Origin of the sequence: Paenibacillus anseongensis (assembly GCF_009757995.1) — a bacterium.
In the GTDB taxonomy this organism is placed as follows: Bacteria; Bacillota; Bacilli; order Paenibacillales; family NBRC-103111; genus Paenibacillus_E; species Paenibacillus_E chondroitinus.
This window is the reverse complement of record NZ_WSEM01000039.1, coordinates 558,356-583,961: the sequence shown is the minus strand read 5'-3', so window position 1 is coordinate 583,961 and position 25,606 is coordinate 558,356. Positions and strand designations below refer to the sequence as shown.

The window sequence follows — 25,606 nt, the reverse complement described above, 5'->3', positions numbered from 1 at the left end:
GCTCATGTTGGATCGTATTAAAGAGTTCGCATCAGAGTTTTTCGTAACGGGCGACCCGCTTATTCTGGGCGCACAGGTAAGTATCGGGCTCTCGATGGTTGCTATGGTTTTCGTACTGACTTATTTCAGAAAATGGGGCTGGCTCTGGCGGGAGTGGTTAACAAGCGTTGACCATAAACGGATCGGAATCATGTACATCATTTGTTCCATCCTGATGCTTTTCCGCGGCGGTGTCGACGCACTTTTGATGCGTGTACAGCTCGCCGTACCAAATATGCAGTTTCTACAAGCCGATCACTATAACGCAATTTTCACAACTCATGGCGTTATTATGATTTTGTTCATGGCGATGCCGCTCATGTTCGGTTTGTTTAATATCGTTGTTCCTCTACAAATTGGAGCGAGGGACGTTGCCTATCCGTTCTTGAACTCACTCAGCTTCTGGTTATTCTTCTGGGGAGCGATGCTGTTCAACGTGTCGTTCGTCATCGGCGGATCGCCGGATGCAGGATGGCTGAGCTATCCGCCGCTTTCCGAGCTTTCCCATAGTCCGGGCGTCGGACAGAACTTCTATATTTGGGGGATTCAAATCTCAGGTATCGGTAGTTTGGCGACAGGGATTAACTTTATAGTCACGATTATCAAAATGCGTGCTCCAGGCATGACTTTGATGAAAATGCCGATGTTTACTTGGTCTGTATTTTCCAGCTGCGTCACGATTATCTTTGCATTCCCTATTCTAACGGTTACTCTAGCGTTATTGTTCCTGGATCGCTTCTTCGGTGCGCATTTCTTCACCTTGGATGGTGGCGGAAATCCGATGATGTACATCAACTTGATTTGGATGTGGGGACATCCTGAGGTTTACATCGTTGTCCTTCCGGCATTCGGGATTTTCTCGGAAATCGTTGCAACGTTCTCCAAGAAGAAATTGTTTGGTTACAAATCCATGGTTTTCGCGATGTTCATCATCAGCTTGTTGTCCTTCTTCACATGGGCGCATCACTTCTTCACGATGGGTTCAGGCGCGGATGTCAACGCGTTCTTCGCACTTACGACGATGCTGATTGCTATTCCTACCGGTGTCAAAGTCTTTAACTGGTTATTCACCATGTTCAGAGGGAAAATTCGTTTCTCAACGCCGATGATGTGGACGATTGCATTCATACCGTGTTTCGTCGTAGGGGGAATGACAGGGGTCTTGCTGTCTGTTGCACCTGCTGACTTCCAATTCCATAACAGTTACTTCCTGATCGCGCATTTCCATCAAGTTTTAATTGGCGGTGTAGCTTTCGGATACTTTGCAGGTTTGTACTACTGGTGGCCAAAAATGTTCGGCTTCAAGCTCAACGAGCACTTAGGCAAATGGGCTTTCTGGCTGTGGAACATCGGTTTCTATGTTTGTTTCATGCCGCAATATTTCTTAGGCTTAGACGGTATGACTCGCCGTACGTATACGTACGATTTCGATATGGGCTGGGGACCGCTCAACTTGGTATCCACCATCGGCGGTTTCTTGATGGGGATCGGGTTCCTATTCCAAGTATGGCAAATTGCTCACTCCATTAAGTTCAGAGAGCCGGATGTGACCGGAGATCCGTGGGATGGCCGTACGCTCGAGTGGTCGATTCCTTCACCGGCGCCAATTTACAACTTTGCTGTGCTTCCACAAGTGTCTACGATCGATGCATGGTGGGAGACGAAGCAGAAGCAAGGTACCCAAGCTAAAGCAGCAGCGGCGGCACCAGTCGTCTATGAACCGATTCATATGCCTAAAAATTCGGCTATTCCATTCCTGAAATCCGCATTTTGGTTCTTCGCAGGATTTGGTTTCGTATGGGATTGGATGTGGCTCACGATTCCAGCGCTGATCGGTGTCGGAATTTGTATGATAGCTCGTTCATTTACTTATGACACGGACTACTACATTCCGGTTGACGAAATTAAACGGACAGAAGCCGCATTGAAAGGAGCGAAAGTCTAATGGCACATGCAGCCGCGAACGGTGGGCACGACGCTCATGCACACGACCATGAACATGATCACGAATCGCTCAAGACCTTCGGATTCTGGATTTTTCTAATCACGGATGTCATTTTATTCGGATCTTTATTCGCCACATATATGGTTCTCCATCAGAATACGAATGGGGGACCTACACCGGAAGAGCTTTTCAAAATGCCGGGTATCATCGCTGAGACATTTATTTTGCTTACGAGCTCTTTCACGAGCGGTTTAGCGGTGTTAGGCATGAACAAAGGGAACATGAAGCAGTTAATCGGCTGGCTAATTGTTACCGTCATTCTAGGGGCTTCTTTCGTTGGGCTTGAGGTATCGGAATTCGTTACCATGGTGAATCACGAGGGAGCATCCATTAGTACAAGTGCTTTCTTGTCCGGTTTCTTTGCACTCGTAGGGACGCACGGGCTTCACGTTTCAGTGGGATTGATCTGGATGATCGGGTTAATCCTGCAGCTTAGACGCAGAGGCATTACTGCTGTGACCAAGCGCAAAGTGGAAATTATTTCTTTGTACTGGCATTTCCTTGACGTCGTTTGGATCTTTGTCTTCACAATCGTTTATTTGATGGGGGTGATGTAAGATGAGCGGACACCAACACCATACAGGAACTCACGATAACCATGCGCACGGGTCGTTAAAATCTTATATCATCGGCTTCGCGCTCTCCATCATCTTAACCATCATTCCACTGGTTGTTGTTATGAACCACATGATGAGTAAGACTGGAACACTGGTTTTAATTCTCATCATGGCTATTCTGCAGTTTGCGGTGCAATTGTTCTTCTTCATGCATGTGAAGGAAGGCGAGAATGCGCGTTGGAATATTATGACGCTGATTTTTGGTCTCATTATTCTCGTGACCATCGTTGGCGGCTCCATTTGGATCATGACTTACAACCAAGTGGCGCATTAATACAAAGGTTAAAAGGAAAAGACGCTCTAAACCGCGATCATACGCGGGAAGGGGCGTCTTTTTCCTATTAGGAGCTTAGCATGATGACTTGTTATTGCGTTCTTTCATTTCTCGTTTATCTTGCTGGGCGGCTTTGTCTCCAAATTGATCCAGGCGAGAAGGGCTGCCGGATGGTCCGTTGTTTTTCGGTTTGCTGTTTCTCCCACTCATCTCTATCACCTCCGAGATTCAGCTTTTGCTAAATAGACAAGGTTCATGCTGGTGCTTTCAGGAAGCAAGAAAGGGGTTGTTTTCATGTTGGTAACATGATACATTATGTATCAGAGATACTAAACGTATCAGTCATCCGTAATGGACAAGCTAATCTATTGAACGGAGAGGAGCCGAATGATACGCCGTAACCAGCGATTTCGTAACCATCTCGATGACAATCTCATTCATTTGCGCAAGAACTTGTTCATTTCTCCATCCGACCCGATGTACTATGAGAAGGTGATCCGTTATCTGGATGCTACCTCACCGGAAGCTCATTATAAGATCGGGCAAAAGTTTCAAAAAAGAGGGAATTTCAAGCGAGCTATTTTTCATTACAAGGAAGTTCTTCGCACCTACCCGTCGCCGTTCTATTCCGCCGCGAATCGAGCGATTCGCGACATTGAAGAGGAGAAGGCCGCACATGCGATGAACTTGCAGCAAGCTTTCCCGGAGAAAGCGAAGGGGATTTTGCCTCCTTTTATGAAAACGCTGCTCATCGTTCTACTCGTCCTTAATCTTTTGTTAATCGTTTTGTTTGCGGGGAGTAATCCACTCTACAAAACCATTTCTACGATGAAGGTCTGGGGCGCTGGGAGCGACATTACCTATGAAACGGTTGACGCGCCTTTCGTGATGTACATCGCACCTGAGACCGAGAGCCAAGCGATTGAAACCGCCTTGCACAAACAAGCGCTGGAGCTGGCGAAGGAAATGCCGAAGACGAACATCCTGATTTACGGCGTTATTTCCCAGGATAACATGGCTCAGGGGAAAACCATGCTGCTCCGAGATGAGGAGCTGACGAAGAGTGCTGTGGTTGTTGCACAGTACCATCCTGCGACAGATGAAGCCGTAAAAATTCGTTTCTTGAATACCGAATTTGGAAAGCACCAACCGCTTAGTGCGTTTGGTGCTAATTTAGTTCGCACGGCACTGGAGGCGTACACCAAAGATCACGGCAGCCCGCCAGCCCGTCTGGATGCGCTGCTGCAGGATTATCCGAACAACTATATTAGCTTTATCCCTTTGGAAGCGACAACGGGTTCTAATAGCATTTCTGAGGCTTTCACGGGGGACGGGGGCTGGGTGTACTCACCGGATGCGGCAAACCCTTCACAAATGTTCTATGCGAATTCCGCTGATGTGCAGGAAATCCAGTACGAACCTGTTCATATTGAAATCAATAAAAAGGAACATCAACTTAAACTCGTAAGCGGAGATTATATTTTATGGGATAAAGAAATCGGCCTTGGCGCAAATGATCGTACACCGCAAGGTCAATTCCTCGTGAAGGACCGCGTGCAAAACCCTCAGGGAAGCCGCACGCAAAGTTACGGGGAAGCCGGTTTGGGGCTGGGGGCAATTGCGCTTCACGGCACTTACGATGAGAGCTCCATCGGTTCGGACAAATCGCTGGGGTGTGTGAGATTGACAAACGGGGACGTGCAGCAGCTCTTTCCATTTGTACCTAAGGGCGCAGAAGTGCAAATCCAGGCCTCAACATGGGCCGGGGCAAGCCATGAACAGCTGAAGGACATCAATCTGCTTATTCCAGCCACGCGGCCGACTTTAGATGAGTCGCCGGAAGAAGTCATGTTCCATTGGCTTGGATAAGTGATTATGCATAATTTAATGCCATTACATAAAAAAGCAGCTGAAGCTATCCAGTCGTTACGGGATGCCTCAACTGCTTATTTGATTACATTAAGTTTTCCGGATTCAACTTCTCAAGCTCCGGTAGGACGAATCGACCATCTTTGCGAATAAGCACATCGTCAAAGTAAATTTCTCCGCCGCCGTATTCCGGACGCTGGATCAGAACCATATCCCAGTGAACGGAGGAACGGTTCGTGTTATCCGCGGTTTCATAGGCTTGGCCTGGTGTGAAGTGGATGCTGCCGTCAATTTTCTCATCGAAAAGAATGTCTTTCATCGGATGCTGAATATAAGGATTCACCCCGATAGCGAATTCACCGATATAACGCGCTCCGTCATCCGTATCCAGAATATCGTTTAATTTCTTGGTGTCATTGCTGGTCGCTTCCACAATGCGCCCGTTTTCGAAACGAAGCACGATGTTCTCGAAGGAAGTGCCGGAGTAGATCGTTGGCGTATTGTAGCTGATTACACCGTTCACAGAGTCTTTCACCGGTGCAGTGTACACCTCGCCATCCGGAATATTTCTCAGCCCGGAGCAAGGAACTGCGCCAATATTTTTAATGGAGAAGGAGATGTCCGTGCCTTTGGCAACAAGACGAACTTTATCTGTTCGTTTCATCAGGTCTACCAGCGATTCCATGGCTGTCGCCATTTTGCTGTAATCGAGGTTGCAAACATCAAAGTAGAAATTTTCGAATTCCTCGGTGCTTTTGCCAGCAAGCTGAGCCATGGAAGGGTTCGGGTAGCGCATGACACACCATTTGGTATTGTTAATGCGCTCGTCAAAGAGCGGACGTTGGAAATATTTCAAGTACAGGCGCATTTGCTCATCTGGCACATCGGAAGATTCCGTAATGTTATCTCCGCTGCGAACGGCTACATAAGCATCCATCTTCTTCATGCGGGCAAGCTCGAAATCAGACCATTCACTAAATTGTTCTTGAGTCCCTTTCATTTGCAAGCTTCTCATGACCATAGGATCACGCAGTTCAATGAATGGCTTGCCGCCTACGGCATATACTTCTTCGATGAAGCATTTGGCGAGTTCGGGATCTTTGACGCCAATCATCTCAATCAGAATGTTCTCACCAGGTTGAAGGCTAACCGAGTAGCGGATAATATTGCGGGCAAATGTTTGAAGTCGCGGATCTCTCATTCTATAGGTCTCCCTTAATTGAAAATTAGTACTTAGAAAGTATATCGCAATGGGAGCCTTAAAGCCAATTGAGCCCTCATTTCATAGAACTTTAAAGGGTATGCTACAATAGAGAATTGTGAAGAACTAGACTTGCTTAAGCACATCAAACATCAAGAGGAGGACATGCATGGCAAGAGAGCAGATTAAAGTACCTTTCGGGTATGAACCCCCTGCCCAAACGCACAAAGGCACGGTGTTTGTATTCGAAACATTCGAAGATTGGACGGAATCCGATATGCAGGCTTTTACGGCATGGGCGGAGGAGAAGAAATTCGTCAGAGCCATCTTTTACCCGCAGCATGAAGAAACGCTTCGTAGAATGGCTATTACGACCAGTATGCCCTATTATGCCAGAGTGAAGCATTTGGAAAGCCTTGTGAAACAAGTGAACACTTCGGTTCAAGTGGATGTAGACACATGGGAGGGAAAACGTAAGAAATATACCCCTCTGGATACTTCCTTGCATTTTTTAACGGAGAAATCATCAGGTCCTTATTTTTTATGCCTAAGTGATCGCTATGCCAACTTGTTCGTTACTTATCCGTCCTTCAAGGAATGGATTAAGAATCTAAGATTATACATTCATGAGCAGTTCCATGTCCCGCTCCATGGCAAGCTGCACGATTACGCACAAAGATGGGAAACTGTTCGTTTTGGAAATGGCTCTTAAAGAGGGGCTAGCCCCCAGAAAATTAACCATATTAATTATGGTCATTATCGTAGCGGGCATGAGCCAAGGCATGCTTCTGCCGCTGCTTACGATTTTGCTGGATCGATCGGGTGTATCTACCGATGCCAATGGCCTGAATGCTGCTGCCCTGTATATCGGCATCTTCTCGACGATGTTCTTCATCGAAAAGCCGGTCAGGCGGTTTGGTTATAAGCCGGTTATTATGGTTGGGATGGGACTGGTTATTGCGGCGAACTGCTTGTTTCCTGCCTGGCAGCATATTGGATTCTGGTTTGTGCTTCGCTTAATGGTAGGAATAGGGGATAGCGCTCTTCATTATGCCACACAGCTATGGATTGTAACGTCCAGCCCCAAAGAGCATAGGGGACGCAATATCACGTTGTACGGAATGGCCTACGGCATCGGATTCAGCTTAGGGCCAGTTGGGATTACACTTTTAAAAGTGGGGATTTGGGGGCCGTTTCTGACCACAAGCAGCTTTTTTATTGTCATTTTGCTGCTGATGACAAGGCTGAAAAATGAGCGTCCTGAAAGAGGCGAACGCGTGGAAGCTGTACATAAGCGTGCATCAAAAGTGGCGGCCATAGCCTGGTTCCCGCTTATTACTTCGCTATTATATGGCTATATGGAAGCCTCTATGAACAGTAACTTTCCGCTCTACGGTTTACGCATAGGCCTGTCAGAGGCTAATATTGGAGTTCTTTTGCCTGTCATGGGGGTAGGCGGCCTTATCATGCAGCTGCCGCTGGGCATATGGAGTGATCGCATCGGGAGGAAGAAAATCCTCATTTCATCCGGACTTATTGGCGCGCTAGCCTTTCTATGTATCCCGTTTGCAGGCACGAAATTATGGCTGATTGGCTTATTATTTGCCATAGCCGGAGGCATGGTAGGCTCGTTTTTTTCGCTTGGACTAGCCTACGCGGCAGACATTTTACCTAGACATCTGCTTCCCACGGCCAACGTATTGGCGTCTATTCAGTATAGTGTAGGGAGCATTGCGGGGCCTTTAATCGGAGGAATGGCAATTCGCTATTCCAGTGCGGCCAGCATTTTTTATGTGCTCAGCCTTATTTACGTCTTATTTGCACTATCAGGGCTTATGTTTCGCCGTGAACCGACGGCATAAAGAAAGACACTCTTTCCAAGAATGGCGAGAGTGTCTTTTGCTTGTTTTAGCCTATTTCATAATCGGCTGCCTGATCCGTCATATAACGTTCCGTCAGAATCGTCAGCATGGAGATCCCGATTTGGTTTTCTCCGCCTTCAGGAATAATAATATCCGCATATTTCTTGGAAGGCTCGATGAAAGCATCATGCATCGGCTTCACCGTCGTCAAATACTGATCGAAGACAGATTGCAGCGTGCGCCCCCGTTCGTTAATATCCCGGGAAAGTCGGCGAAGGATACGCACATCCGGGTCCGTATCAACAAACACCTTGATATTCAAAGCGCTGCGAAGATCTTCATCGGTTAATACATGGATGCCTTCTAGCAACACAATAGGCTTAACTTCAACTCGGATCGTTTCTTGCGAGCGAGCATGCTTCGAGAAATCATAAACGGGGATATTGACTGCGTTTCCGTTCTTCAATTCATTCAGATGCTTAAGCAGCAGCTCGTTCTCAAACGCGCGCGGGTGATCGTAGTTGATGCGCTCCCGCTCTTCAAAAGTAAGACCACTATGATGAAGATAGTAATTATCTTGTGAAATTAATGTCACGTTCGTGGATCCCAGTTTATTAATAATCGATCTGGCTACTGTAGTTTTTCCTGAACCGGTACCTCCGGCAATTCCGATAACGAGCATGAAATGTAGTGCCTCCCCAAATAACTTGAAAACCTTCCCCAGTAGTTTAACATATTGTTCATATAAAAAGAAAAAAGCGATCGAATTTCGATCACCTTTTACATAGAACCGACGTTTACCGAATTTGCTTAGGGGTGTGAAATTTCACTTGATTGGCATCGACGTCCTGAGAAGCTTGGTTCAACTGCTCCAACGTTTGCTGAATTTGCTGCCCATACTGCTCATTATTGTACGTTTCAAGCTGGGCCTGTGCATCTCTGACTTTGTGCTTGGCTTGCGTCAGAGCAGCTTGTGCAGATTGTATATCATGAGGGTGAGCCTGCATGACGGCTCTTTGCAGTTTATACTCAGCGTCTGAAGCCAATCGTATGGCTTGATCTGCTGCGTCAATGGCGTGTTGGACCTGCATCGAAAAATCACGGGTGTCGGACATAGGGGAGAGCCTCCTAAGAATCGAGTTATTTTAAAATGAACAGTGACTTTACTACATTGCTCCAAAGCTGGGGAAATCATTCTTCATTCGGGAAATGAAATTATTTCCTGGGTAAGCGCAAAATGTGAGCGTTCTCATGACGATTCGACAAGAAAAGTCTGAAAATTAAGAATACATAGAATAGTGTTCAAACAAAGGGTTTTGTTTCCAAAATATAAGTGGACAAACTTTATGAATATTCATAAGCTAAAGAGGATAGCTTTTTTTGAGTAGAAATCCTTTCATGAATAGACAATTAACGACTAAATAGGGGATGAAAAGATGAGAATTTGTAAAAGTATTTGTTTGGCAGCTGCAATGGCCATCTTCATTTCCGGATGCGGGTCAGCGAAAACAAGTACAGCGCCGACAAATACGTATACGCCAACATTAGAAGTCAGTGCGGCGGTCAATGGCGATGCCGTAACGCTGCAGATGACGACGGATCTGAAGATTTCGAAGGAGCATTATGATCATCAACGGGTTGAAGGGGAAGGGCACATCCACATTTCCCTGGATAAAGGTGAGAAAATTGTCGTGACGGACAAGCAGAAAGTGCTGGATCATTTGAGCAAGGGGCCGCATGAAGTCAAAGTATCCTTACATAACAACGATCATACGCCTTACGACGTTAGCAAAACGATAACGTTCGACGTGAAATAGGAGCCTCTTGCATATGCCTATACTTCGAAAGAAGCTCAGTTTACAGAAACGAATCGTATTTCTGATTACATCGGTGACGGTCATTATGATTTCGACGATGATGGTGTTCGATACGAAGAGTTTAAATCAATCCATCAAAGAAGCTTATGTGAGCCAAATTAGCGGCATGACCATCGCCATCAATGGGCGTTACGAGGAATCCCGCTCGATTTCGGATGTGCAGCAAATTTTTGATTATATTCAATATAAAAACACGCGGGTTCTCGAAATGAAGCTCTACAGCAAAGACGGAGCTATTCTGGCTGCTTCTGATCGCGAACAGGTCGGTAAGCGTCTGGATCCATCCAACGTGATTATTCCAAAGCAGGACAAAACGATCGTAGACCGGCTGCCAATGGCGAAAAGCGAGAAGCCGGTTGTAAGGCTCATCGCGCCGCTGCAGGAAGATGGCATGGTTGTTGGAGCCGTGGAAGTCATTTTCGACTCTTCCGAGGAGTCTGTGCTGCTTAAGAAGCGCACGAAGCTTATTTTAGCTGTAGGTATTAGCATTGCTATCATCTTATCCATTTTGCTATGGCTTATCTTACGCACAATTGTCATTCGACCTTTAAGCAAGCTTCGCGAAGCTGCTGTGATTGTCAAGCAGGGAGGAGAGCTTCCGCTGCTGCAATTCCAGGCTTCTCCCGAAATTTCGGAAGTATCCGAGGCTTTTAATGATATGGTAAAAAATCTGGATGAACGTTATAAGGAGCTCCAGCAGGTGCTCAACACGCTGCAAATTACCCAGGATCAATTGGTTCAATCCGAGAAGATGGGAGCCTTAGGCAACCTCGTTGCGGGTGTCTCCCATGAGATAAATACACCAATAGGCATCGGAGTTACCGCGATCACCTATTTGGATCAGAAGACGAAGGATTTCCGAAGCTTGTACGAAACAGGTAAAATGAAAAAATCTGATTTGGAACAGTTTCTTTCCATCATCGGCGAAACGAACGCCATGGTCCAGACGAATTTGGAACGCGCCTCTTCACTGGTACGCAGCTTTAAGCAAATTTCCGTCGATCAAAGCGTGGAAGTGAAACGTACGTTTCTTTTGAAGGAGTATCTAGAAGGAATCGTTGCCAGCTTAAAGCCATCACTGAAGAAAACGAGACTTCGTGTAGACATCTATTGTGATGATGGCCTTAATCTGTATACATATCCCGGAGCGTTATCGCAAATTGTTACGAATTTAGTTATGAATTCATTGAATCATGCCTATGGGCCAGAAGATGAAGGCAGCTTAAGCATTCGTGTCACTGAACACCAAGATCATATTCGGATTGTATATTCCGATGATGGGAAGGGAATGACGCAGGAGGTGCTGGATCATATCTTTGATCCGTTCTTTACGACCAGCCGCGGCAAAGGCGGTACCGGCTTAGGCATGAATATCGTTTATAACCTTGTCACGCAATCGCTGAATGGCAGCATCCAGTGCTTGAGTACGCTGGGACAAGGCAGTTTGTTTATGATCACGATTCCGTTAGAGGAGGAGTCAGAGCTATGACGAGACAGGATGGGTTAATGGACCTGGATGAACTACTTTTTGCTGATGAGGAAGAGAACGTTCCCACAAATAATGTGGTGGTGGAACAGGATCCTTGGGTTGTCTTAATTGTCGATGATGAAAAACAGATTCATCAAGTGACGAAGATGGTTTTGCAGGATTTCGAGTTTGATGGCAGAAAGTTGGAGTTTCACAGTGCTTTTTCCGCTGCAGAAGCTAAACAAGTCTTGCAACAGCAGCCTAATGCAGCATTGGTTTTGCTCGATGTTGTGATGGAACAGGAAGATGCAGGGCTTCAAACTGTAAGATATATACGCGAGGAATTAAAAAATACAGCGATACGCATTATTTTGCGTACAGGTCAGCCTGGTCAAGCTCCTGAGCGTACAGTCATTATGGATTATGACATTAATGATTATAAAGAGAAAACCGAGCTAACGACGCAAAAGCTGTTCACGACCGTCGTTACCGCGCTGCGCTCCTATCGGGATTTGAAGACAATCGAGAAAAGCAGATCAGGGCTGGAGGAAATCATTAAATCTTCGGCAACGCTGTTTGAACTGCAATCTATGAAGAAGTTTGCCTCAGGCGTTTTAACTCAAATGACCTCCATTGTTAACTTGCATAAGAATGCCATTCATTGCAGCTTTGCCGTAACGAAGGGTGTCGAGGATATTTATATCTTGGCTGCGAGCGGCGACTATGCGTCCAATCAGGATGAAAGAGCGCGTGATGTCGTTCCCGAGCACGTTCTCGGTGAAATTGAGCTCGCTTTTTTAACGAAAAAAAGCTCGTTCGCTTCCGACCGTTTTGTGATTTATTTTCAAAGCAAGATGGGGATGGAGAATGTCATTTATATGAATGGCTTCAAAGAACTGAGCGAGTGGGAGCGATATTTAATTGATATCTACTGCACGAACGTTTCCGTTGCTTTTGAGAATATATACTTGAATGAAGAGTTGGAAAGCACGCAGCAAGAAATCATCTATACGATGGGTGAAATCACGGAAACAAGATCCCGGGAAACGGGGCATCATGTGAAGCGAGTAGCGGAATATTCGCGCTTGCTGGCGATAAAATACGGATTGTCAGAGCAAGAAGCAGAGGTTATTCGTCTAGCCTCGCCGATGCACGATGTGGGGAAAGTCGGGATTCCGGATGCGATCTTGAATAAGCCAGGCCCATTGACACAGGAAGAATTTGAAATTATGAAAACTCACTCGAACTTGGGTTATGAAATGCTGAAGCATTCGAACAAGCAAGTGTTGAACGCAGCGGCTATCATTGCCCAGCAGCATCATGAGCGGTTCGATGGTTCGGGGTATCCCCATGGACTTCGCGGCGAGGATATTCACGTCTATGGGCGTATTACGGCGTTAGCCGATGTGTTTGACGCACTGTGCAGTGATCGTGTCTACAAGAAAGCATGGGAGCTGGATAGGGTGCTGGATTTATTAAAAACAGAACGCGGACGTCATTTTGACCCCGTGGTTGTGGATCTTTTTCTGGAGCACTTGGATGAATTTCTGGTGATCAAGGAGCTTTACAGGGAACAACGTTAACGGCATTAAGGATCGAAAAAGCATAATAAGCCGGCAGCCTTCTCATACTAGGTGGGAGATGATGGAGGTGAAGGCAATGACCAAAGTGAATCGTCCTGATAAGAAGAATAATCAGCAGAATGACGCTTCCTTGATGGAAGAAGCTCAGACGTTAAAGAAGCAAAATGCTGCTGAATATCCACCTAGCTTAAACAACATTAACAAAACGAATTCATAGTTAAAGCGGTAAGGCTGTTCACAAGGTCACGAAAGACCTGCGAGCAGCCTTTTCTTATAGGCTTACGGAATTTGGTCAAAAACGCGGATTATATGTGGTAATTCCCGAATCCATATAAAAAAAGGGCTTGAACCTGCTTCTTTGTCATTCTTACGGAGACGGAGGAGCATTTATTTTAATTGACATTTCCTGTATGCTAATAAAGGGCTAGAGATAGACAGAAAGAAGGTGTCACGATGGAAGGAATTGGACTCGTACTGGAAGGCGGAGGTATGCGAGGCGTATACACCGCGGGAGTCTTGGAATACTTTATGGAACAAGATTGGTATTTTCCGTATGTAGTTGGTGTATCAGCGGGAGCCTGCAACGCGGTATCCTATATTTCGAAACAACCTGGTCGCAATAAGAAAGTGACCATTGACTATATTGGAGATCATCGGTATTTAAGTTATCGCAATTTATTGCGTCATAAGAGCATATTTGGAATGGATTTCATCTTTAATGAACTGCCTAATAAATTAGTCCCGTTTGATTACGATGCATTCTATCGTTCCCCTCAGCAATTCGCTATCGGTACTACTGATGCGCATACAGGAGAGCCGGTCTATTATACGAAGCATCAACTCGACCAGCAAACGATGCCGATCGTTCAAGCCTCAAGCTCGCTGCCGTTTGTTGCGCAGCCCATCCTCTATGATGGCCGTATTTTGTTTGATGGCGGCTTGGTAGACCCAATCCCTGTGAGGAAATCAGTTGCAGACGGGAACAGAAAACATATCATTGTCTTAACCAAAGAGATGGGTTATCGCAAGACCCCTTTTAAACAGCGGTGGTTAGCTAAAAGCTTTTACCCGAAATATGATGGCTTAGTGGATGTGTTAGTTAATCGCAGTGAAATTTATAATGGCACTTTAGAGCTCGTTAGGCAAATGGAAGCGGATGGCAGCGCGATCGTCATTCGTCCATCGTCCAAAGTGCTGGTAGGCCGAATGGAGAAAAATCCTAGGAAACTCGAAGTTTTACATGAGTTGGGTTATCAGGATGCGAAGCGGATGGGGTCTCAATTGAAAGACTGGCTTGTTAATTAATCAATGGATAAGGGAAAAAGTAACCGAATGTTCATATGAACCACGATTTCTGTGAAAAGGAATGGTGGTTTTTGTTTGCATTCATAGCGAACATGCGGTATGGTAATATCAAACCAATAAGAACCCACGGGAGCTTGAGTCGTCAGGCTGAGATTGTGACCGAAATGTCACTAACCGTTAATCTGATCTGGGTAATGCCAGCGTAGAGAATTCACACAAAATGTTTGTCTATTTCTTAATTTTGTATGGGTTTATCATCTTTCTACCAATGGCGCTCCCGGATAACGGGAGCTTTTTCTTGTGGTTATATAGATATAAGGGAGAGGGAAACAAGAAATGAACTGGAAAAAAATTGCACCACTCATGCTGGTGAGCTTGACTGTCCTTGCAGCAGGTTGCGGGAAACAAGAGGCGAAACCAGCCAATCCTGCTAGCCCGGCTGCTTCAGCCAGCCCAGCCGCTTCGGCAAAACCGCTTACGGATGTAAAGGTTGTCCTGGACTGGACGCCGAACACCAACCACACGGGTCTGTATGTGGCGAAAGACCAAGGATTTTTTGAGCAAGAAGGACTGAATGTTCAAATCATTGCGCCTGGCGAAGCCGGAGCGGATGCGATGATTGCTTCAGGAGCGGCTGAATTCGGGGTCTCCTATCAAGAAAGCATCACGCAGGGACGTATCCAAGGTGTACCCCTCGTTTCCATTGCAGCTGTTATTCAGCATAATACATCGGGCTTTGCTTCACCGGTAGCTAAAAACATTAAAACGCCTAAGGATTTTGAAGGAAAAACATACGGTGGTTGGGGAGCCCCGGCGGAAAGCGCAATGATCGACTCGCTCATGCAATCCGAGAAAGCTGATCCAAGCAAAGTGAAAAACGTAAATATCGGTGATGCCGATTATTTCACAGCGGTCAAAAGAGATATTGATTTCGCCTGGATTTACTATGCTTGGACAGGTGTGGACGCCGAGCTTCGCGGAGAGCCGCTGAACATGATTTATTTGAACAAATATTCGGATAAACTGGACTACTATACTCCTGTATTAGCAACAAGCGAAAAACTGATTAAAGAGAAGCCAGAGCTCGTTAAAGCGTTCACGGCGGCAGCAGCCAAGGGCTATCAATTTGCAATCAGCAAGCCTGAGGATGCCGCTAATATTTTGATCAAAGCTGTGCCTGATTTGGATGCCAAACTCGTGATGGCCAGCCAAAAATGGTTAAGCCCTCGTTATCAGGATGATGCGCCGCGTTGGGGCGAACAAAAACGTCAAGTATGGGAAAATTATGCGAACTGGATGTTGGAGCATAAGCTCTTGGAGAAAAATCTAGATGTAGACGCAGCGTTTACGAACAATTTCTTACCTGCTGGCACGAAATAATTTTATGACTCGGAAGGGGCATTTACGATGGCTAACGCACTTGTAAGTATTCAAATTATTCCTAAAACAAAAAACGGTGAAGATGTTATCCCTTATGTAGATCGAGCGATTGAAGTCATCGCCAAGTCAGGCGTGAAATATTTCGTTTCCCCACTCGAGACGACGATGGAAGGGGAGCTGGATCAACTTATGCTGATCATTCAAGATATGAATGCAGCGATGATTGAGATGGGCAGCCCTAACGTTATCTCGCAAGTGAAAATCTATTTTAACCCGTCTGGCGCATCGATGGACAAGCTGACGGAGAAATACAGATAATGAAACTGAAGAACGGATTGAAAGCAGGGTGGCCACCGATTGTTGTGGTCATCCTTCTCTTGCTTATTTGGCAGCTTGCGGTGACTTGGGGAGGAACGGCAAGCTGGCTGCTTCCAAGTCCGCTTAAGATCTGGCAGGACGGTACTACGGACATGCCACGGGTATGGATGCACACATTTGCTACAGTACGTTTAATGTTAATAGGGTTTATTGTTGGTGTAACAGGAGGCGTTATCGTAGCAAGCTGTTTGCATCGAGTGCCTTTTCTGAAGGCAGGGTTTTATCCGCTCCTGATTTTGTCCCAAAATGTCCCGATTATCGCGCTGGGACCGCTGCTCATTATTTTATTTGGTTTTGGCATCTTACCTAAAATTATTTTAATCGCACTAGTTTGTTTCTTTCCTGTCACCATGTCAACGCTGGACGGATTTATGCAAACGGACCGAAACATGTACAACTATATGCAAATGATTGGCGCCAGCAGACGGCAGATTTTTTATAAATTAGAGCTGCCGCATGCCCTTCCGTTTCTGTTTACCGGGCTGAAAATATCCGCTACCTACAGCGTAATGGGAGCTGTCATTGCAGAATGGCTAGGCGGCGGTGTCGGTCTGGGCTATTATATGATTTTGCAGAAATCAGGCTTTCGTGCAGATCGTGAATTTGTCGCCATATTAATCATTGTTGTGATTAGTTTGTTGTTCTTTTGGCTGATTGCCGGGCTTGAAAAGCTCTTTATTCGGTGGAACGTGAAACGGTCGTCTTAAGGAAGGGGAGAAAGGAACTTGAGCAAATTAGAACTGAAAGGGATCCATCACACGTTCACTGGCAAAAAACAGCAGGTCCCCGTGCTATCTGATATCTCACTGCATGTCAAAGAGGGAGAGTTCGTTTCCATCATCGGGCCATCCGGAAGCGGGAAAAGCACGCTGTTCCACATCATTGGCGGGCTCATTGCTCCTTCCTCAGGAGAGGTTTGGCTGGATGGCTCCAACGTGACTGGAAGCAAGGGGCTTATCAGCTATATGCCGCAGCAGTCGGCGTTATTCCCATGGCGCTCAATTGAAGCGAATGTTGCGCTCGCGCAGGAGGTTGCAGGGGTATCGCGTGCTGATGCCTTGGACAAAGCAAGAGAATGGCTGCCTAAGGTTGGATTAGGGGGCTATGAGCACGAGCTGCCGCATGTGTTGTCAGGTGGTATGCAGCAGCGCGTTTCATTCCTGCGGGCACTTTTGAGCCCCCAAGAGGTCATGTGCCTCGATGAGCCGTTCGGCTCCTTGGACGCACTAACACGGCAAGCGATGCAGTCTTGGCTGCTAAACATATGGGAGCAAAACAAACGGTCCATTCTGTTTGTGACACATAGCATTGAAGAGGCGATATTCCTCTCGGATCGCATTTATGTTCTCTCGAGCAAACCTGCACAAGTACTCGAACAATTTGTTGTGCCATTTGAACGGCCACGACATGAAAAAGTAATGATGGACCCGAAATTTCACGAGCTCCGCCAACAGATTCAAGGCCTACTGCGTCAGGAGATCTTATCATGAATAATAACAATGCCATTGATGCACATATACATCTTGATATGTATTCAGAAACAGAAGCTCAGAAGATCGTGTCAGAGCTGGATCAATCGCAAGTCGAGGCGCTGATTGCCGTTTCCAGACATTTGGCATCTTGTTTGGCAACGGAGCGGCTGAGCCTGCAAGCACCAAACCAGGTTTATGCGGCGTATGGTTTTCATCCCGAGCAAGAGATCCCACATGAAGCTGATCTCCAGGAGTTGTTAAAATGGATAAGTGAGCGTGCAAGTGCTATGGTCGCAGTGGGAGAGATCGGCTTGCCGTACTATCGGAGGCTCGAAGCGGAAGAGAGGGGGGAACAACTTGATTATACCCCTTATGTTCAACTGTTTGAGCGATTCTTGGAGCTGGCAGCAAAGTTAGAAAAACCTGTCGTCCTGCATGCGGTCTATGAAGATGCCGATATCGTGTGCGATCTTCTTGAGAAGCATGGGATCTCAAAGGCGCATTTTCATTGGTTTAAAGGGTCGCCTCAGACCGTTCAACGTATGATTCAAGCCGGATATTATATTTCCATCACGCCGGATGTTCTCTATGAAGAAGAAATTCGTGAGCTCGTTCGAAATTATCCGCTTGAGCTGCTTATGGTCGAAACAGACGGACCATGGCCGTTCGAAGGAATCTTCGCGGGGCAGATGACACATCCTCGAATGATTCACAAAGTCATTGAGCAAATTTCGCTTCTGCATGCTGTGGAGTCAGACATCGTTGCAGAGAAGATTCTGCACAATACGAAACTATTTTATAACCTGTTTACCCTTGGTTAATTGAAACTGGACATCTGTTCGCATTGGTTCTATAATAAAAGGGAACAAATGTTCGATATCTAGATGAGGTGAGTGTATAAAATGACGGTCAGATGCTCTTGGGTCAATGAGGATCCGTTATATGTCAATTACCATGATCATGAATGGGGAGTTCCAGTCCATGATGATCGCAAATTATTTGAGATGCTGAATCTGGAAGGAGCACAAGCTGGATTAAGCTGGTATACCATATTGAAAAAGCGGGAAGGTTATCGCGAAGCATTTGATGGATTTGATCCGGAAATCATCACGCAGTATGACGATAAGAAACTGGCAGAGCTTCTGCTGCATCCCGGGATCGTACGCAATCGATTGAAAATCGCAGCTGTCGTCCAGAATGCCAAAGCTTATCTGAAAGTGCAGCAAGAATTCGGGTCTTTCGACCGATATATATGGGGATTTGTTGGCGGTCAACCGATCATGAATCACTGGACGGATATGAGTCATGTGCCGGCGACATCGGAGATTTCAGATGCCATGAGCAAGGATTTGAAAAAACGTGGTTTCAAGTTCGTAGGTTCAACGATTTGCTACGCGTATATGCAAGCCGTTGGCATGGTGAACGATCATAACCAAAAGTGCTTCCGTTATCACGGCGTGAATTAAAAAAGTGAAGGCCATCGGTTAAGGATGAATGTCCCTAGCAGATGGCCTTTTGTGTGCTTTCACTCAGGCATATTGGAGTTGCTTCTCCATCAAATTATATTTGATTAAATAGATCCGCTTACGAATGTAAAAATCGTAAACTGCGCCAGTTAATTCTCTTGGCTTGATTCGGTTATTCGTGTCGTTGTCTATGATAATCACGGAGCCGTCGTCATAGAACTTGAACGTATAATCGGCATAGTGTGTGTGTGCTTCATCCAGCATGGCGTCAATCTGTCCAGGGAGAAGATGGTCAGTGTCACACAATGCCTTATTGTACCAATAATCTCTCTCAATAAACCGGAAATTGTGACTGGCGTTCATCATGTAACTACCTCCTCATCTAAATGGAACATTTGTTCTTGTTTTTATTATATCAAACAAATGTTCGTATTGGAAGAGGGATCTATGAAAAACAGGAAATATTTTCATAGAAAAAACCCTTCAATCAGCTAGATTGAAGGGTAATTGTGGACATGATATGTTTGGTAATCGCTAAACCATGCAGCCGGCCTGATTCAATGAAAATTTCGTTCGCATCATATTTGGAGGAAGCCACGACACCCGCCACATACAACCCCGGGATGCTCGTCTCCATCGTTTCGGGATTAACAATCGGAGCATTCGTCTCTTCATGAAAACCGACGCCGAGCGAAATCAGCAGTTCGCGATCAGGTCGGAAGCCGGTTAGGGCCAACACGAAGTCATTATCCAAGGTGACTCGTTCGCTTTCTTTTCGCACCAAGATGGAATGTTCATCAATCTGTTCAACCTGGGAGTCAAACCACATCTGGATTCGGCCTTTGTTCACACTGCTTTCAAAAAGAGGGCGTACCCATGGTTTAATACTGGCTGAGAAATGGCTCCCTCGATAAATAACCGTGACTTCAGCGCCTACGCGGAGCAAATCCATAGCGGCATCGACAGCGGAGTTGTTCCCCCCAATGATGGCTACCTTGGCGCCGGAATAAGGATGAGCCTCCTTATAATAGTGCGTCGTTTTCGGCAGATCCTCTCCAGGGATTCCAAGCATATTCGGATGATCAAAATAACCGGTAGCTACAATAACTTTCTTAGCTGTATAGACTTTCTTTTTGCCAAATTGATCGGCGGTATGGACGCAAAATCCTGTCTCTATTGGTTCAATAGAAACAACTTCCTCATAGGAATTAATGCGAAGCTGCTCTCTTCTGGCGACCTCTCTATAGTAAACCAGTGCTTCTTGGCGATATGGCTTTTCATGAGGGGTGGAGAAAGGGTAGCCGCCAATCTCGAGCAGCTCCGGTGTGCTGAAAAACTGTAAATACGTAGGATACAAATAAATTGCGTTCACAATGCAGCTTTTTTCTATCAATAAGGGGGAAAGCCCTTCACGCTGCAAAGCGACAGCGGCGGACAATCCGCAAGGCCCTGCCCCTACGACGATAACCTGTTCCAAAGTATGACAACCTCCTCTTAGCATTTCCCTCATCCTATAGTAGCGTAAGCTGAAGAGGATGCCAAGTTTGGCAAGCAAAAATAGAGCAGAGAGCAACCCGATTAAGTTTCGGAAAGCAATCTGCCCTTCATCTACGTTGCCTGAATTATTTCTGATTTAATTGATGGCCCTCATCGCTTTCGCTAATATCGTCTTTAGCTAAATTGACGGGGGTGATACTAGGTGCATTTTCTAACGTGTCATTCACGAACTCCATGTCTTGATTTTTGGCATTCATATTCGTTGTTCCTTTGTAGTTGCCTGTATGTTTTTTGTTTTCCATCGTTGGCCATCCTTTCTGCGTCAGATTAACGTTCAGCCTTAACGTGTACACTTGGGGACTATTTTATTCTCCATAATAAGGAAGGGAAGCGAAAAATCTCTTTAGAGCTGTGCATGAAGGCTGATCTTGAGGTTGTGTAGTTCACACCAGCAAAATCCGCTATAATAAATGAAGTTGGATAAAAAAGGAGACATGAGACGATGAATTCAAAGCGTATTAAACATATGGTTGTTTTTAATTTGCAAGTTGGCAAGGACACTCCTGAAGCTGAGCAGTTTCTCAGAGGAAGCGCGCAAGAGCTTGCGGCCATACCTGGGGTCGAGCAATTTGAAGTATTTCGTCAGGTGAGTGCCAAAACGGATTATGATTTCGGATTTTCCATGGTTTTTGCGGATCAAGCGGCTTACGACGCGTATAATGTTCATCCCGTACATACGAAATATGTTGCAGAGCGTTGGGTAAATGAAGTCAGCCGTTTTCAAGAAATTGATTTAACTGTATACGAATAAGGAGCTTCAAGATGAAACCGTTGAAATTACCGAAGGAAGAGAAAGATATATTGATCAATGACTTGCAGGAGCATATGGAAAACGATCATGGTGTTACGATGGGGAATTTAGCGGCGGAACAACTGTTGGACTATATGATCCAACAATTGGCGGCGCCTATTTATAATCAGGCGATCGAAGATGCCAGCAAAACGTTAATGGATAGAATGAGCGTCTTGGAAGAAGATCTGTACGCGATGAAAATCTCCAAAAAAACGCGAAGATAGCTAGTTGTCAGGTTGGTTTGAGGAGGAACAGAGCACGTTGAATAAGTCCGAAGAAATGTTTGATATTTATGATGAGAAAATGAATTGGCTTGGACAAGCGCCACGCTCTGAGGTTCATGCGAAAGGTTTATGGCATGCTACTTTTCAATGCTGGATTGTAAGTCTGGAAAGCGAAGAGCCTGCGCTTTTGCTTCAGTTAAGACATCCAGATAAGGATTTGTTTCCGAATCTGCTCGACATCTCCTGTGCCGGACATCTGGCAGCGGGGGAAACCGTTCAAGATGGCGCGCGCGAGATGAAGGAAGAGCTGGGATTGAGCGTGGATTTCAATGAGCTGGTACCATGTGGACTTTTTGCAGAAGAAGATCTGATGTCTGATCATCTTATCGATCGTGAGTTTTGCCATGTTTTTATTTACCGCTGCGATCAATCTCTGGACAAATATGTTTTACAGGCAGATGAGGTAACGGGTTTATTTAAAGTGAGTGCAGCGGGGTTAGAGCGTTTGGTGCATGGAGAAATCGAAGAGTTGAAGGCAGAGGGCTATCGAACAGGAGGAAACGGACAGCTGGAAGAAACGAGTTTGCTCGTGTCTCTGAATGATTTGGTCCCGCATCCAGCTGCTTATTATGATCTGGTTTTTCAAACGCTAAGGAAGCATGCTTTGTTCGTGTGAAAAAGAATGCAATAGCGCCGGTGGAGAACACCCAGCACAGCTAAAAATTCAGCCTTACTGCGAGACTTGGCGTAGAGGGGAATCTCATACTAGTGAGCGATATATGCTTGAGGAACTACAGGGCTTTATTCTAGTAAAATCTGCCCGTTTCCGCGTTCAAGCGGAACTACAGGGCCTTATTTGAACACCAAGTCCCGTTTTCTTGAAGAAAACGGACAAATAGCGGCCCACAGTTCCTCTTCGCGCGAAAAAGAGCCTATTGCGATGAAATAGCGCCCTGTAGTTCCCAGTGCAAGTGAGGAACCGCTCGAGCTATAGCAGATAATTTGATGGGGCGAGTGCTGAACACAGCTAAATTTATAAATAAGCTTCGCTTAAGTTGAAAAAGAACCGATCGGCTAAGCCGACCGGTTCTCCAAAGCATGTTAGACGAAGTATTTAGTCGCTATGTAGGAGTAAACGATATAACCTGCGATGGAGAGTCCGAAACAAACAATTCCAAGCGCAATTTTACGTTTAAACAAAAGCAAGAATCCGGCGCTAAAGGCCGATCCTATGACCAGCATGGCTACAAATGTTAGAATACCCATTGATTTTTATCTCCTACCCTTTGTTTACGTAATCGCGTACCATGTCCTCGGTTACATAAGAACGTAGAGGAGAAATACCTTCTTTGGCGTGGGCGATGATTTGAGCCGTAACCGCATTGATCGCATCAACGGAAAACGGCTGTCCGCTTTTGCACAGTTCAACTGCTGCTTCAATCGCACTCTCGCGCTGCGCGTCCAGTTCTGCAAAACGCACGAGGTGCAGATGCTGTGCATTCGAATGTTTGGTTATCGCTTCGTGTACATTCATCTTCAAGTACTCCTTTTCGTGACCAGATATTCCTTCAGTATACACGATTGAGTGGGTCAGGAACAGTTTTTACAAGCGGAATTCCGAATAATAATCGACAAATATTCGGATATTTCGGAGTGGAGGACCTGAAAACCTATCAAAGGGTATAGATCAATCGATAATAAGACTTATTGACAGCTCGGAGTGAAAGAAATGAACACATTACCGATTGAGTCGGTTCTCCCGCAATTGAAAGAAGCATTGCGAACCCATGCATGTGCTGTGCTGGTCGCTCAGCCGGGTGCGGGGAAAACTACGCAAGTGCCGATAGCCCTTCTGCAAGAAACATGGCTGCATAACCAGAAGATATTAATGCTGGAGCCTAGGAGATTGGCAGCCCGCGCTGCGGCGCGTTATATGTCGCGACTTCTGGGCGAAGCTGTTGGACAGACCGTTGGATATCGCGTAAAAAATGATACCTGTGTCGGACCCAACACACGGATTGAAGTCATCACGGAGGGAGTTCTTACCCGTATGCTTCAAACGGACCCTGCCCTGGAGGGGGTGGGGATTGTTATTTTTGATGAGTTCCATGAGCGAAGCCTTCATGCAGACTTGGGCTTGGCGCTCAGCCGACAATCGCAAACGCTTCTGAGGGAAGACCTGCGAATTCTCATCATGTCTGCGACAATTGAAGCTGAGCCTGTAGCGGACATGCTGGATCAGGCTCCGATTATTCAAAGTGAAGGGCGCGCTTATCCCGTGGCTACGCATTACTTGAATGCGAAACAAGAGGAAAAACTAGAAGCCACGGTGGTGAAAAGCATTCGCCAAGCCTTACAAACAAACGAAGGCAGCCTGCTCGTTTTTCTTCCCGGCGCAGCGGAAATCCACCGAGTGGCAGGCAGCTTGGCGGCGCTGGAGCTTGGAAAAGAGGTGGAAATCGCACCTCTTTACGGGAATCTGGCGCAGGAAGCGCAGGATCGGGCCTTGGCGCCATGCCAGCTGCCAGGGCACCGCAAGGTCGTGCTCGCGACCTCGATCGCCGAGACCTCTTTGACCGTCGAAGGCGTCACGGTTGTAATCGACAGCGGCCTCATGCGGGTGCCGCGTTTTTCACCGCGCACCGGCATGACTCGCCTGACGACGGTGCCTGTGTCTGCAGCCTCTGCCGATCAGCGCAGAGGCCGGGCCGGCCGTCTCGGTCCAGGCGTGTGCTACCGCCTGTGGACCGAGACCGAGCAGCGGCAGCTAGCGCCAAGCTCCACGCCAGAGATCCGCGAAGCGGATCTGGCGCCGCTTGCGCTCGAGCTGGCCGCCTGGGGCGTGACAGACCCAGCGGAGCTGGTCTGGCTGGACATGCCGCCTGCTGCTGCTTATCAGCAGGCGCGGGAACTGCTCGTGCAGCTCGGCGCACTGCACGAGGACGGCGGCCTAACACCGCACGGGAAGCGTGTGGCGGCGTTAGGCCTGCATCCGCGGCTTGCGCACATGGTGCTGCAAGCCATACCGCTCGAGCTCGGCGCGCTGGCGTGCGAGCTCGCGGTCATGCTGAGCGAGCGCGACATTCTGGCGGGCGCTCGGGGCCGTGATGCGGATGTGCGCACCCGCATCGAAGTGCTTTGGCGCGCTGCGCAGGGCGAGCAGCGCGCGGACGTGGACTTTGGCCTATGCCGCCGGATTACGGCGGAGGCCAAAGGGCTGATGCAGTCGCTCGGCTTGCGGCCGAGCGAGCAGCGGGCATCGGCGAGCGGCCTGCTGCTCGCCTTCGCCTACCCCGATCGCGTCGCGCAGCGGCGATCGGCAGGGCGGTTCTTGCTCAGCAGCGGGCGTGGCGCCGTGCTGCCTGAGCTGCAGGAGCTCTCGAACGCACGTTATCTTGTCGCGGCCGAGTTGGATGACAACGGAGCGGAAAGCCGAATTTTTCTAGCTGCCCCTGTACAGGAGGAAGATCTGCTGCAAGCTTTTGGCGATCGCCTCCTGGAGGAACAGGAAGTGCTGTGGGATGCTGCGGCTGGCGCAGTCAGAGCCAGACAGCGCCTACGGCTAGGCGCGATTATACTGAAAGAGAAGCCCTTGCAGGAGCCTGATCCGGAGCTGCTCGTGCAAGCTTTGATTGCCGGCATTCGGGCTGAATCGCTGGAGCTTCTGTCTTGGAGTCGCAGTGCGCGCCAGCTACAGGAGCGAGTTGTTTTTCTGCATCATCATCATGCAGGCGAATGGCCGGATATGCGTGAAGCCGCGCTGCTCGAAACATTGGAAGACTGGTTAGCTCCGCATTTATTTGGAATGACAAGTAAAGGTGCCCTTGGACGGCTTAACTTGACAAATATATTAGAGGAAATGCTAACATGGGAGCAGCGACGTTGGTTGGATGAGTGGGCGCCAACGCATATTCAAGTGCCAAGCGGTTCGCGCATCCCCGTAGATTACAGCGTGACAGAATCGCCGACGTTATCTGTTCGTCTGCAAGAGATGTTCGGGTTGTCGGATACCCCGCGAATTGCCAAAGGGCGTGTGCCGCTTACCCTGCATTTATTATCGCCGGCACAGCGTCCCGTTCAGGTGACGAAGGATTTGGCGAGCTTCTGGCGCGAGGCTTATTTCGAGGTCAAAAAAGATCTCAAAGGCCGCTATCCCAAGCATTATTGGCCGGACGATCCGATGGCAGCAATGCCGACGAATCGAGCGAAACCGCGCGTTTGACTTATTTGGCACAA

30 protein-coding genes are annotated in these 25,606 nt (G+C 47.1%); 21 read left to right on the top strand and 9 right to left on the bottom strand.

Annotated features, from left to right (window positions below):
• Window positions 1-4: 4 nt before the first annotated feature.
• From GON05_RS37940 to cyoD, 3 genes are read left to right on the top strand one after another with little or no spacing between them, the layout of a single operon-like run.
• Entirely contained in the window at window positions 5-1,984 is a 1,980-nt protein-coding gene (locus tag GON05_RS37940; RefSeq protein ID WP_127456469.1) for a cbb3-type cytochrome c oxidase subunit I, read from the top strand.
• The gene (cyoC, locus tag GON05_RS37935) at window positions 1,984-2,601 is read left to right on the top strand and encodes a cytochrome o ubiquinol oxidase subunit III (protein ID WP_157326611.1); all 618 of its coding nucleotides are present in this window, start codon (window positions 1,984-1,986) and stop codon (window positions 2,599-2,601) included. Before GON05_RS37940 ends, cyoC begins: the two co-directional genes overlap by 1 nt.
• Before the next feature lies 1 nt (window position 2,602).
• Window positions 2,603-2,935 carry a cytochrome o ubiquinol oxidase subunit IV gene (gene cyoD / locus GON05_RS37930; protein WP_157326610.1) on the top strand — a complete coding sequence of 111 codons (333 nt, stop codon included), beginning with the start codon at window positions 2,603-2,605 and terminating at the stop codon, window positions 2,933-2,935.
• A gap of 75 nt (window positions 2,936-3,010) precedes the next feature.
• Here cyoD and GON05_RS39860 read toward each other — a convergent pair whose 3' ends face one another.
• The gene (locus tag GON05_RS39860; RefSeq protein WP_258567612.1) at window positions 3,011-3,145 is read right to left on the bottom strand and encodes a hypothetical protein; all 135 of its coding nucleotides are present in this window, start codon (window positions 3,143-3,145) and stop codon (window positions 3,011-3,013) included.
• Between the two features lie 177 nt (window positions 3,146-3,322).
• Here GON05_RS39860 and GON05_RS37925 point away from each other — a divergent pair, with 177 nt between their 5' ends.
• Window positions 3,323-4,804 carry a L,D-transpeptidase family protein gene (locus GON05_RS37925; protein ID WP_157326609.1) on the top strand — a complete coding sequence of 494 codons (1,482 nt, stop codon included), beginning with the start codon at window positions 3,323-3,325 and terminating at the stop codon, window positions 4,802-4,804.
• Window positions 4,805-4,889: 85 nt separating this feature from the next.
• Here the strand turns inward: GON05_RS37925 and GON05_RS37920 are convergent, their stop codons facing one another.
• On the bottom strand, window positions 4,890-6,005 hold the full coding sequence (locus tag GON05_RS37920) for an aminopeptidase (RefSeq protein ID WP_157326608.1): 1,116 nt from the start codon (window positions 6,003-6,005) through the stop codon (window positions 4,890-4,892).
• Between the two features lie 169 nt (window positions 6,006-6,174).
• Between GON05_RS37920 and GON05_RS37915 the strand changes: the two genes are divergently transcribed.
• Together GON05_RS37915 and GON05_RS37910 are read left to right on the top strand one after the other, a co-directional pair.
• A complete protein-coding gene (locus GON05_RS37915) occupies window positions 6,175-6,717 on the top strand; it encodes a hypothetical protein (protein ID WP_157326607.1) in 543 nt (180 codons plus the stop codon).
• Window positions 6,632-7,867 carry an MFS transporter gene (locus tag GON05_RS37910; RefSeq protein WP_246239764.1) on the top strand — a complete coding sequence of 412 codons (1,236 nt, stop codon included), beginning with the start codon at window positions 6,632-6,634 and terminating at the stop codon, window positions 7,865-7,867. Before GON05_RS37915 ends, GON05_RS37910 begins: the two co-directional genes overlap by 86 nt.
• A 46-nt stretch (window positions 7,868-7,913) precedes the next feature.
• Here GON05_RS37910 and udk read toward each other — a convergent pair whose 3' ends face one another.
• Entirely contained in the window at window positions 7,914-8,549 is a 636-nt protein-coding gene (gene udk, locus GON05_RS37905) for a uridine kinase (RefSeq protein ID WP_127456463.1), read from the bottom strand.
• Window positions 8,550-8,664: 115 nt separating this feature from the next.
• Complete coding sequence (locus GON05_RS37900) at window positions 8,665-8,982, bottom strand: hypothetical protein (protein WP_157326606.1); 318 nt, start codon at window positions 8,980-8,982, stop codon at window positions 8,665-8,667.
• Window positions 8,983-9,303: 321 nt separating this feature from the next.
• Here GON05_RS37900 and GON05_RS37895 point away from each other — a divergent pair, with 321 nt between their 5' ends.
• From GON05_RS37895 to GON05_RS37850, 11 genes are all read left to right on the top strand, one after another.
• Window positions 9,304-9,684 (top strand): hypothetical protein, encoded by a 381-nt coding sequence (locus GON05_RS37895; protein ID WP_157326605.1) that lies wholly within the window; start codon window positions 9,304-9,306, stop codon window positions 9,682-9,684.
• 13 nt (window positions 9,685-9,697) lie between these two features.
• On the top strand, window positions 9,698-11,233 hold the full coding sequence (locus tag GON05_RS37890; RefSeq protein WP_157326604.1) for a sensor histidine kinase: 1,536 nt from the start codon (window positions 9,698-9,700) through the stop codon (window positions 11,231-11,233).
• The gene (locus tag GON05_RS37885; RefSeq protein ID WP_220138870.1) at window positions 11,230-12,795 is read left to right on the top strand and encodes a DUF3369 domain-containing protein; all 1,566 of its coding nucleotides are present in this window, start codon (window positions 11,230-11,232) and stop codon (window positions 12,793-12,795) included. The genes GON05_RS37890 and GON05_RS37885 overlap by 4 nt, the downstream gene beginning before the upstream one ends.
• Before the next feature lie 76 nt (window positions 12,796-12,871).
• Entirely contained in the window at window positions 12,872-13,012 is a 141-nt protein-coding gene (locus tag GON05_RS38985; protein WP_181646488.1) for a hypothetical protein, read from the top strand.
• 236 nt (window positions 13,013-13,248) lie between these two features.
• Complete coding sequence (locus tag GON05_RS37880; protein ID WP_157326603.1) at window positions 13,249-14,100, top strand: patatin-like phospholipase family protein; 852 nt, start codon at window positions 13,249-13,251, stop codon at window positions 14,098-14,100.
• 336 nt (window positions 14,101-14,436) lie between these two features.
• Complete coding sequence (locus GON05_RS37875) at window positions 14,437-15,480, top strand: ABC transporter substrate-binding protein (protein WP_157326602.1); 1,044 nt, start codon at window positions 14,437-14,439, stop codon at window positions 15,478-15,480.
• Between the two features lie 27 nt (window positions 15,481-15,507).
• Window positions 15,508-15,798, top strand: a complete 291-nt coding sequence (locus GON05_RS37870; protein ID WP_127456450.1) for a thiamine-binding protein — start codon at window positions 15,508-15,510, stop codon at window positions 15,796-15,798.
• A complete protein-coding gene (locus GON05_RS37865; RefSeq protein WP_127456449.1) occupies window positions 15,798-16,565 on the top strand; it encodes an ABC transporter permease in 768 nt (255 codons plus the stop codon). The genes GON05_RS37870 and GON05_RS37865 overlap by 1 nt, the downstream gene beginning before the upstream one ends.
• Window positions 16,566-16,583: 18 nt before the next feature.
• Window positions 16,584-17,348, top strand: a complete 765-nt coding sequence (locus tag GON05_RS37860; RefSeq protein ID WP_157326601.1) for an ABC transporter ATP-binding protein — start codon at window positions 16,584-16,586, stop codon at window positions 17,346-17,348.
• Complete coding sequence (locus GON05_RS37855) at window positions 17,345-18,151, top strand: TatD family hydrolase (protein WP_157326600.1); 807 nt, start codon at window positions 17,345-17,347, stop codon at window positions 18,149-18,151. Before GON05_RS37860 ends, GON05_RS37855 begins: the two co-directional genes overlap by 4 nt.
• An 81-nt stretch (window positions 18,152-18,232) precedes the next feature.
• Complete coding sequence (locus GON05_RS37850; protein ID WP_127456446.1) at window positions 18,233-18,796, top strand: DNA-3-methyladenine glycosylase I; 564 nt, start codon at window positions 18,233-18,235, stop codon at window positions 18,794-18,796.
• A gap of 63 nt (window positions 18,797-18,859) precedes the next feature.
• Here GON05_RS37850 and GON05_RS37845 read toward each other — a convergent pair whose 3' ends face one another.
• The 3 genes from GON05_RS37845 to GON05_RS38980 form a co-directional block, all read right to left on the bottom strand.
• Window positions 18,860-19,162, bottom strand: a complete 303-nt coding sequence (locus GON05_RS37845) for a hypothetical protein (protein ID WP_246239762.1) — start codon at window positions 19,160-19,162, stop codon at window positions 18,860-18,862.
• A gap of 121 nt (window positions 19,163-19,283) precedes the next feature.
• The gene (locus GON05_RS37840; RefSeq protein WP_157326599.1) at window positions 19,284-20,273 is read right to left on the bottom strand and encodes a YpdA family putative bacillithiol disulfide reductase; all 990 of its coding nucleotides are present in this window, start codon (window positions 20,271-20,273) and stop codon (window positions 19,284-19,286) included.
• Window positions 20,274-20,418: 145 nt separating this feature from the next.
• Window positions 20,419-20,595: a hypothetical protein gene (locus GON05_RS38980; RefSeq protein ID WP_164819703.1), complete on the bottom strand. Its 177-nt coding sequence runs from the start codon at window positions 20,593-20,595 to the stop codon at window positions 20,419-20,421.
• Between the two features lie 200 nt (window positions 20,596-20,795).
• Here GON05_RS38980 and GON05_RS37835 point away from each other — a divergent pair, with 200 nt between their 5' ends.
• Genes GON05_RS37835 through GON05_RS37825 form a run of 3 tightly spaced genes read left to right on the top strand, consistent with a single transcriptional unit; the run spans window position 20,796 to window position 22,046 of the window.
• Window positions 20,796-21,104 carry a Dabb family protein gene (locus GON05_RS37835; protein ID WP_127456444.1) on the top strand — a complete coding sequence of 103 codons (309 nt, stop codon included), beginning with the start codon at window positions 20,796-20,798 and terminating at the stop codon, window positions 21,102-21,104.
• An 11-nt stretch (window positions 21,105-21,115) separates the two neighbouring features.
• A complete protein-coding gene (locus tag GON05_RS37830; protein WP_157326598.1) occupies window positions 21,116-21,370 on the top strand; it encodes a DUF2164 domain-containing protein in 255 nt (84 codons plus the stop codon).
• A 37-nt stretch (window positions 21,371-21,407) separates the two neighbouring features.
• Window positions 21,408-22,046: an NUDIX hydrolase gene (locus GON05_RS37825; RefSeq protein ID WP_157326597.1), complete on the top strand. Its 639-nt coding sequence runs from the start codon at window positions 21,408-21,410 to the stop codon at window positions 22,044-22,046.
• 425 nt (window positions 22,047-22,471) lie between these two features.
• Here GON05_RS37825 and GON05_RS37820 read toward each other — a convergent pair whose 3' ends face one another.
• Both GON05_RS37820 and GON05_RS37815 read right to left on the bottom strand, forming a co-directional pair.
• Window positions 22,472-22,636 carry a hypothetical protein gene (locus GON05_RS37820; RefSeq protein ID WP_157326596.1) on the bottom strand — a complete coding sequence of 55 codons (165 nt, stop codon included), beginning with the start codon at window positions 22,634-22,636 and terminating at the stop codon, window positions 22,472-22,474.
• Window positions 22,637-22,649: 13 nt separating this feature from the next.
• A complete protein-coding gene (locus GON05_RS37815) occupies window positions 22,650-22,904 on the bottom strand; it encodes a YpbS family protein (RefSeq protein WP_157326595.1) in 255 nt (84 codons plus the stop codon).
• A 195-nt stretch (window positions 22,905-23,099) separates the two neighbouring features.
• Here GON05_RS37815 and hrpB point away from each other — a divergent pair, with 195 nt between their 5' ends.
• A complete protein-coding gene (gene hrpB, locus GON05_RS37810; protein ID WP_157326594.1) occupies window positions 23,100-25,592 on the top strand; it encodes an ATP-dependent helicase HrpB in 2,493 nt (830 codons plus the stop codon).
• Window positions 25,593-25,606: the final 14 nt, after the last annotated feature.

Coding starts and splice junctions, on each gene's coding strand:
- GON05_RS37940 (WP_127456469.1), top strand. CDS start 5: ATGTTGGATCGTATTAAAGAGTTCGCATCAGAGTTTTTCGTAACGGGC.
- cyoC (WP_157326611.1), top strand. CDS start 1,984: ATGGCACATGCAGCCGCGAACGGTGGGCACGACGCTCATGCACACGAC.
- cyoD (WP_157326610.1), top strand. CDS start 2,603: ATGAGCGGACACCAACACCATACAGGAACTCACGATAACCATGCGCAC.
- GON05_RS39860 (WP_258567612.1), bottom strand. CDS start 3,145: ATGAGTGGGAGAAACAGCAAACCGAAAAACAACGGACCATCCGGCAGC.
- GON05_RS37925 (WP_157326609.1), top strand. CDS start 3,323: ATGATACGCCGTAACCAGCGATTTCGTAACCATCTCGATGACAATCTC.
- GON05_RS37920 (WP_157326608.1), bottom strand. CDS start 6,005: ATGAGAGATCCGCGACTTCAAACATTTGCCCGCAATATTATCCGCTAC.
- GON05_RS37915 (WP_157326607.1), top strand. CDS start 6,175: ATGGCAAGAGAGCAGATTAAAGTACCTTTCGGGTATGAACCCCCTGCC.
- GON05_RS37910 (WP_246239764.1), top strand. CDS start 6,632: ATGAGCAGTTCCATGTCCCGCTCCATGGCAAGCTGCACGATTACGCAC.
- udk (WP_127456463.1), bottom strand. CDS start 8,549: ATGCTCGTTATCGGAATTGCCGGAGGTACCGGTTCAGGAAAAACTACA.
- GON05_RS37900 (WP_157326606.1), bottom strand. CDS start 8,982: ATGTCCGACACCCGTGATTTTTCGATGCAGGTCCAACACGCCATTGAC.
- GON05_RS37895 (WP_157326605.1), top strand. CDS start 9,304: ATGAGAATTTGTAAAAGTATTTGTTTGGCAGCTGCAATGGCCATCTTC.
- GON05_RS37890 (WP_157326604.1), top strand. CDS start 9,698: ATGCCTATACTTCGAAAGAAGCTCAGTTTACAGAAACGAATCGTATTT.
- GON05_RS37885 (WP_220138870.1), top strand. CDS start 11,230: ATGACGAGACAGGATGGGTTAATGGACCTGGATGAACTACTTTTTGCT.
- GON05_RS38985 (WP_181646488.1), top strand. CDS start 12,872: ATGACCAAAGTGAATCGTCCTGATAAGAAGAATAATCAGCAGAATGAC.
- GON05_RS37880 (WP_157326603.1), top strand. CDS start 13,249: ATGGAAGGAATTGGACTCGTACTGGAAGGCGGAGGTATGCGAGGCGTA.
- GON05_RS37875 (WP_157326602.1), top strand. CDS start 14,437: ATGAACTGGAAAAAAATTGCACCACTCATGCTGGTGAGCTTGACTGTC.
- GON05_RS37870 (WP_127456450.1), top strand. CDS start 15,508: ATGGCTAACGCACTTGTAAGTATTCAAATTATTCCTAAAACAAAAAAC.
- GON05_RS37865 (WP_127456449.1), top strand. CDS start 15,798: ATGAAACTGAAGAACGGATTGAAAGCAGGGTGGCCACCGATTGTTGTG.
- GON05_RS37855 (WP_157326600.1), top strand. CDS start 17,345: ATGAATAATAACAATGCCATTGATGCACATATACATCTTGATATGTAT.
- GON05_RS37850 (WP_127456446.1), top strand. CDS start 18,233: ATGACGGTCAGATGCTCTTGGGTCAATGAGGATCCGTTATATGTCAAT.
- GON05_RS37845 (WP_246239762.1), bottom strand. CDS start 19,162: ATGATGAACGCCAGTCACAATTTCCGGTTTATTGAGAGAGATTATTGG.
- GON05_RS38980 (WP_164819703.1), bottom strand. CDS start 20,595: ATGGAAAACAAAAAACATACAGGCAACTACAAAGGAACAACGAATATG.
- GON05_RS37835 (WP_127456444.1), top strand. CDS start 20,796: ATGAATTCAAAGCGTATTAAACATATGGTTGTTTTTAATTTGCAAGTT.
- GON05_RS37830 (WP_157326598.1), top strand. CDS start 21,116: ATGAAACCGTTGAAATTACCGAAGGAAGAGAAAGATATATTGATCAAT.
- GON05_RS37820 (WP_157326596.1), bottom strand. CDS start 22,636: ATGGGTATTCTAACATTTGTAGCCATGCTGGTCATAGGATCGGCCTTT.
- GON05_RS37815 (WP_157326595.1), bottom strand. CDS start 22,904: ATGAATGTACACGAAGCGATAACCAAACATTCGAATGCACAGCATCTG.
- hrpB (WP_157326594.1), top strand. CDS start 23,100: ATGAACACATTACCGATTGAGTCGGTTCTCCCGCAATTGAAAGAAGCA.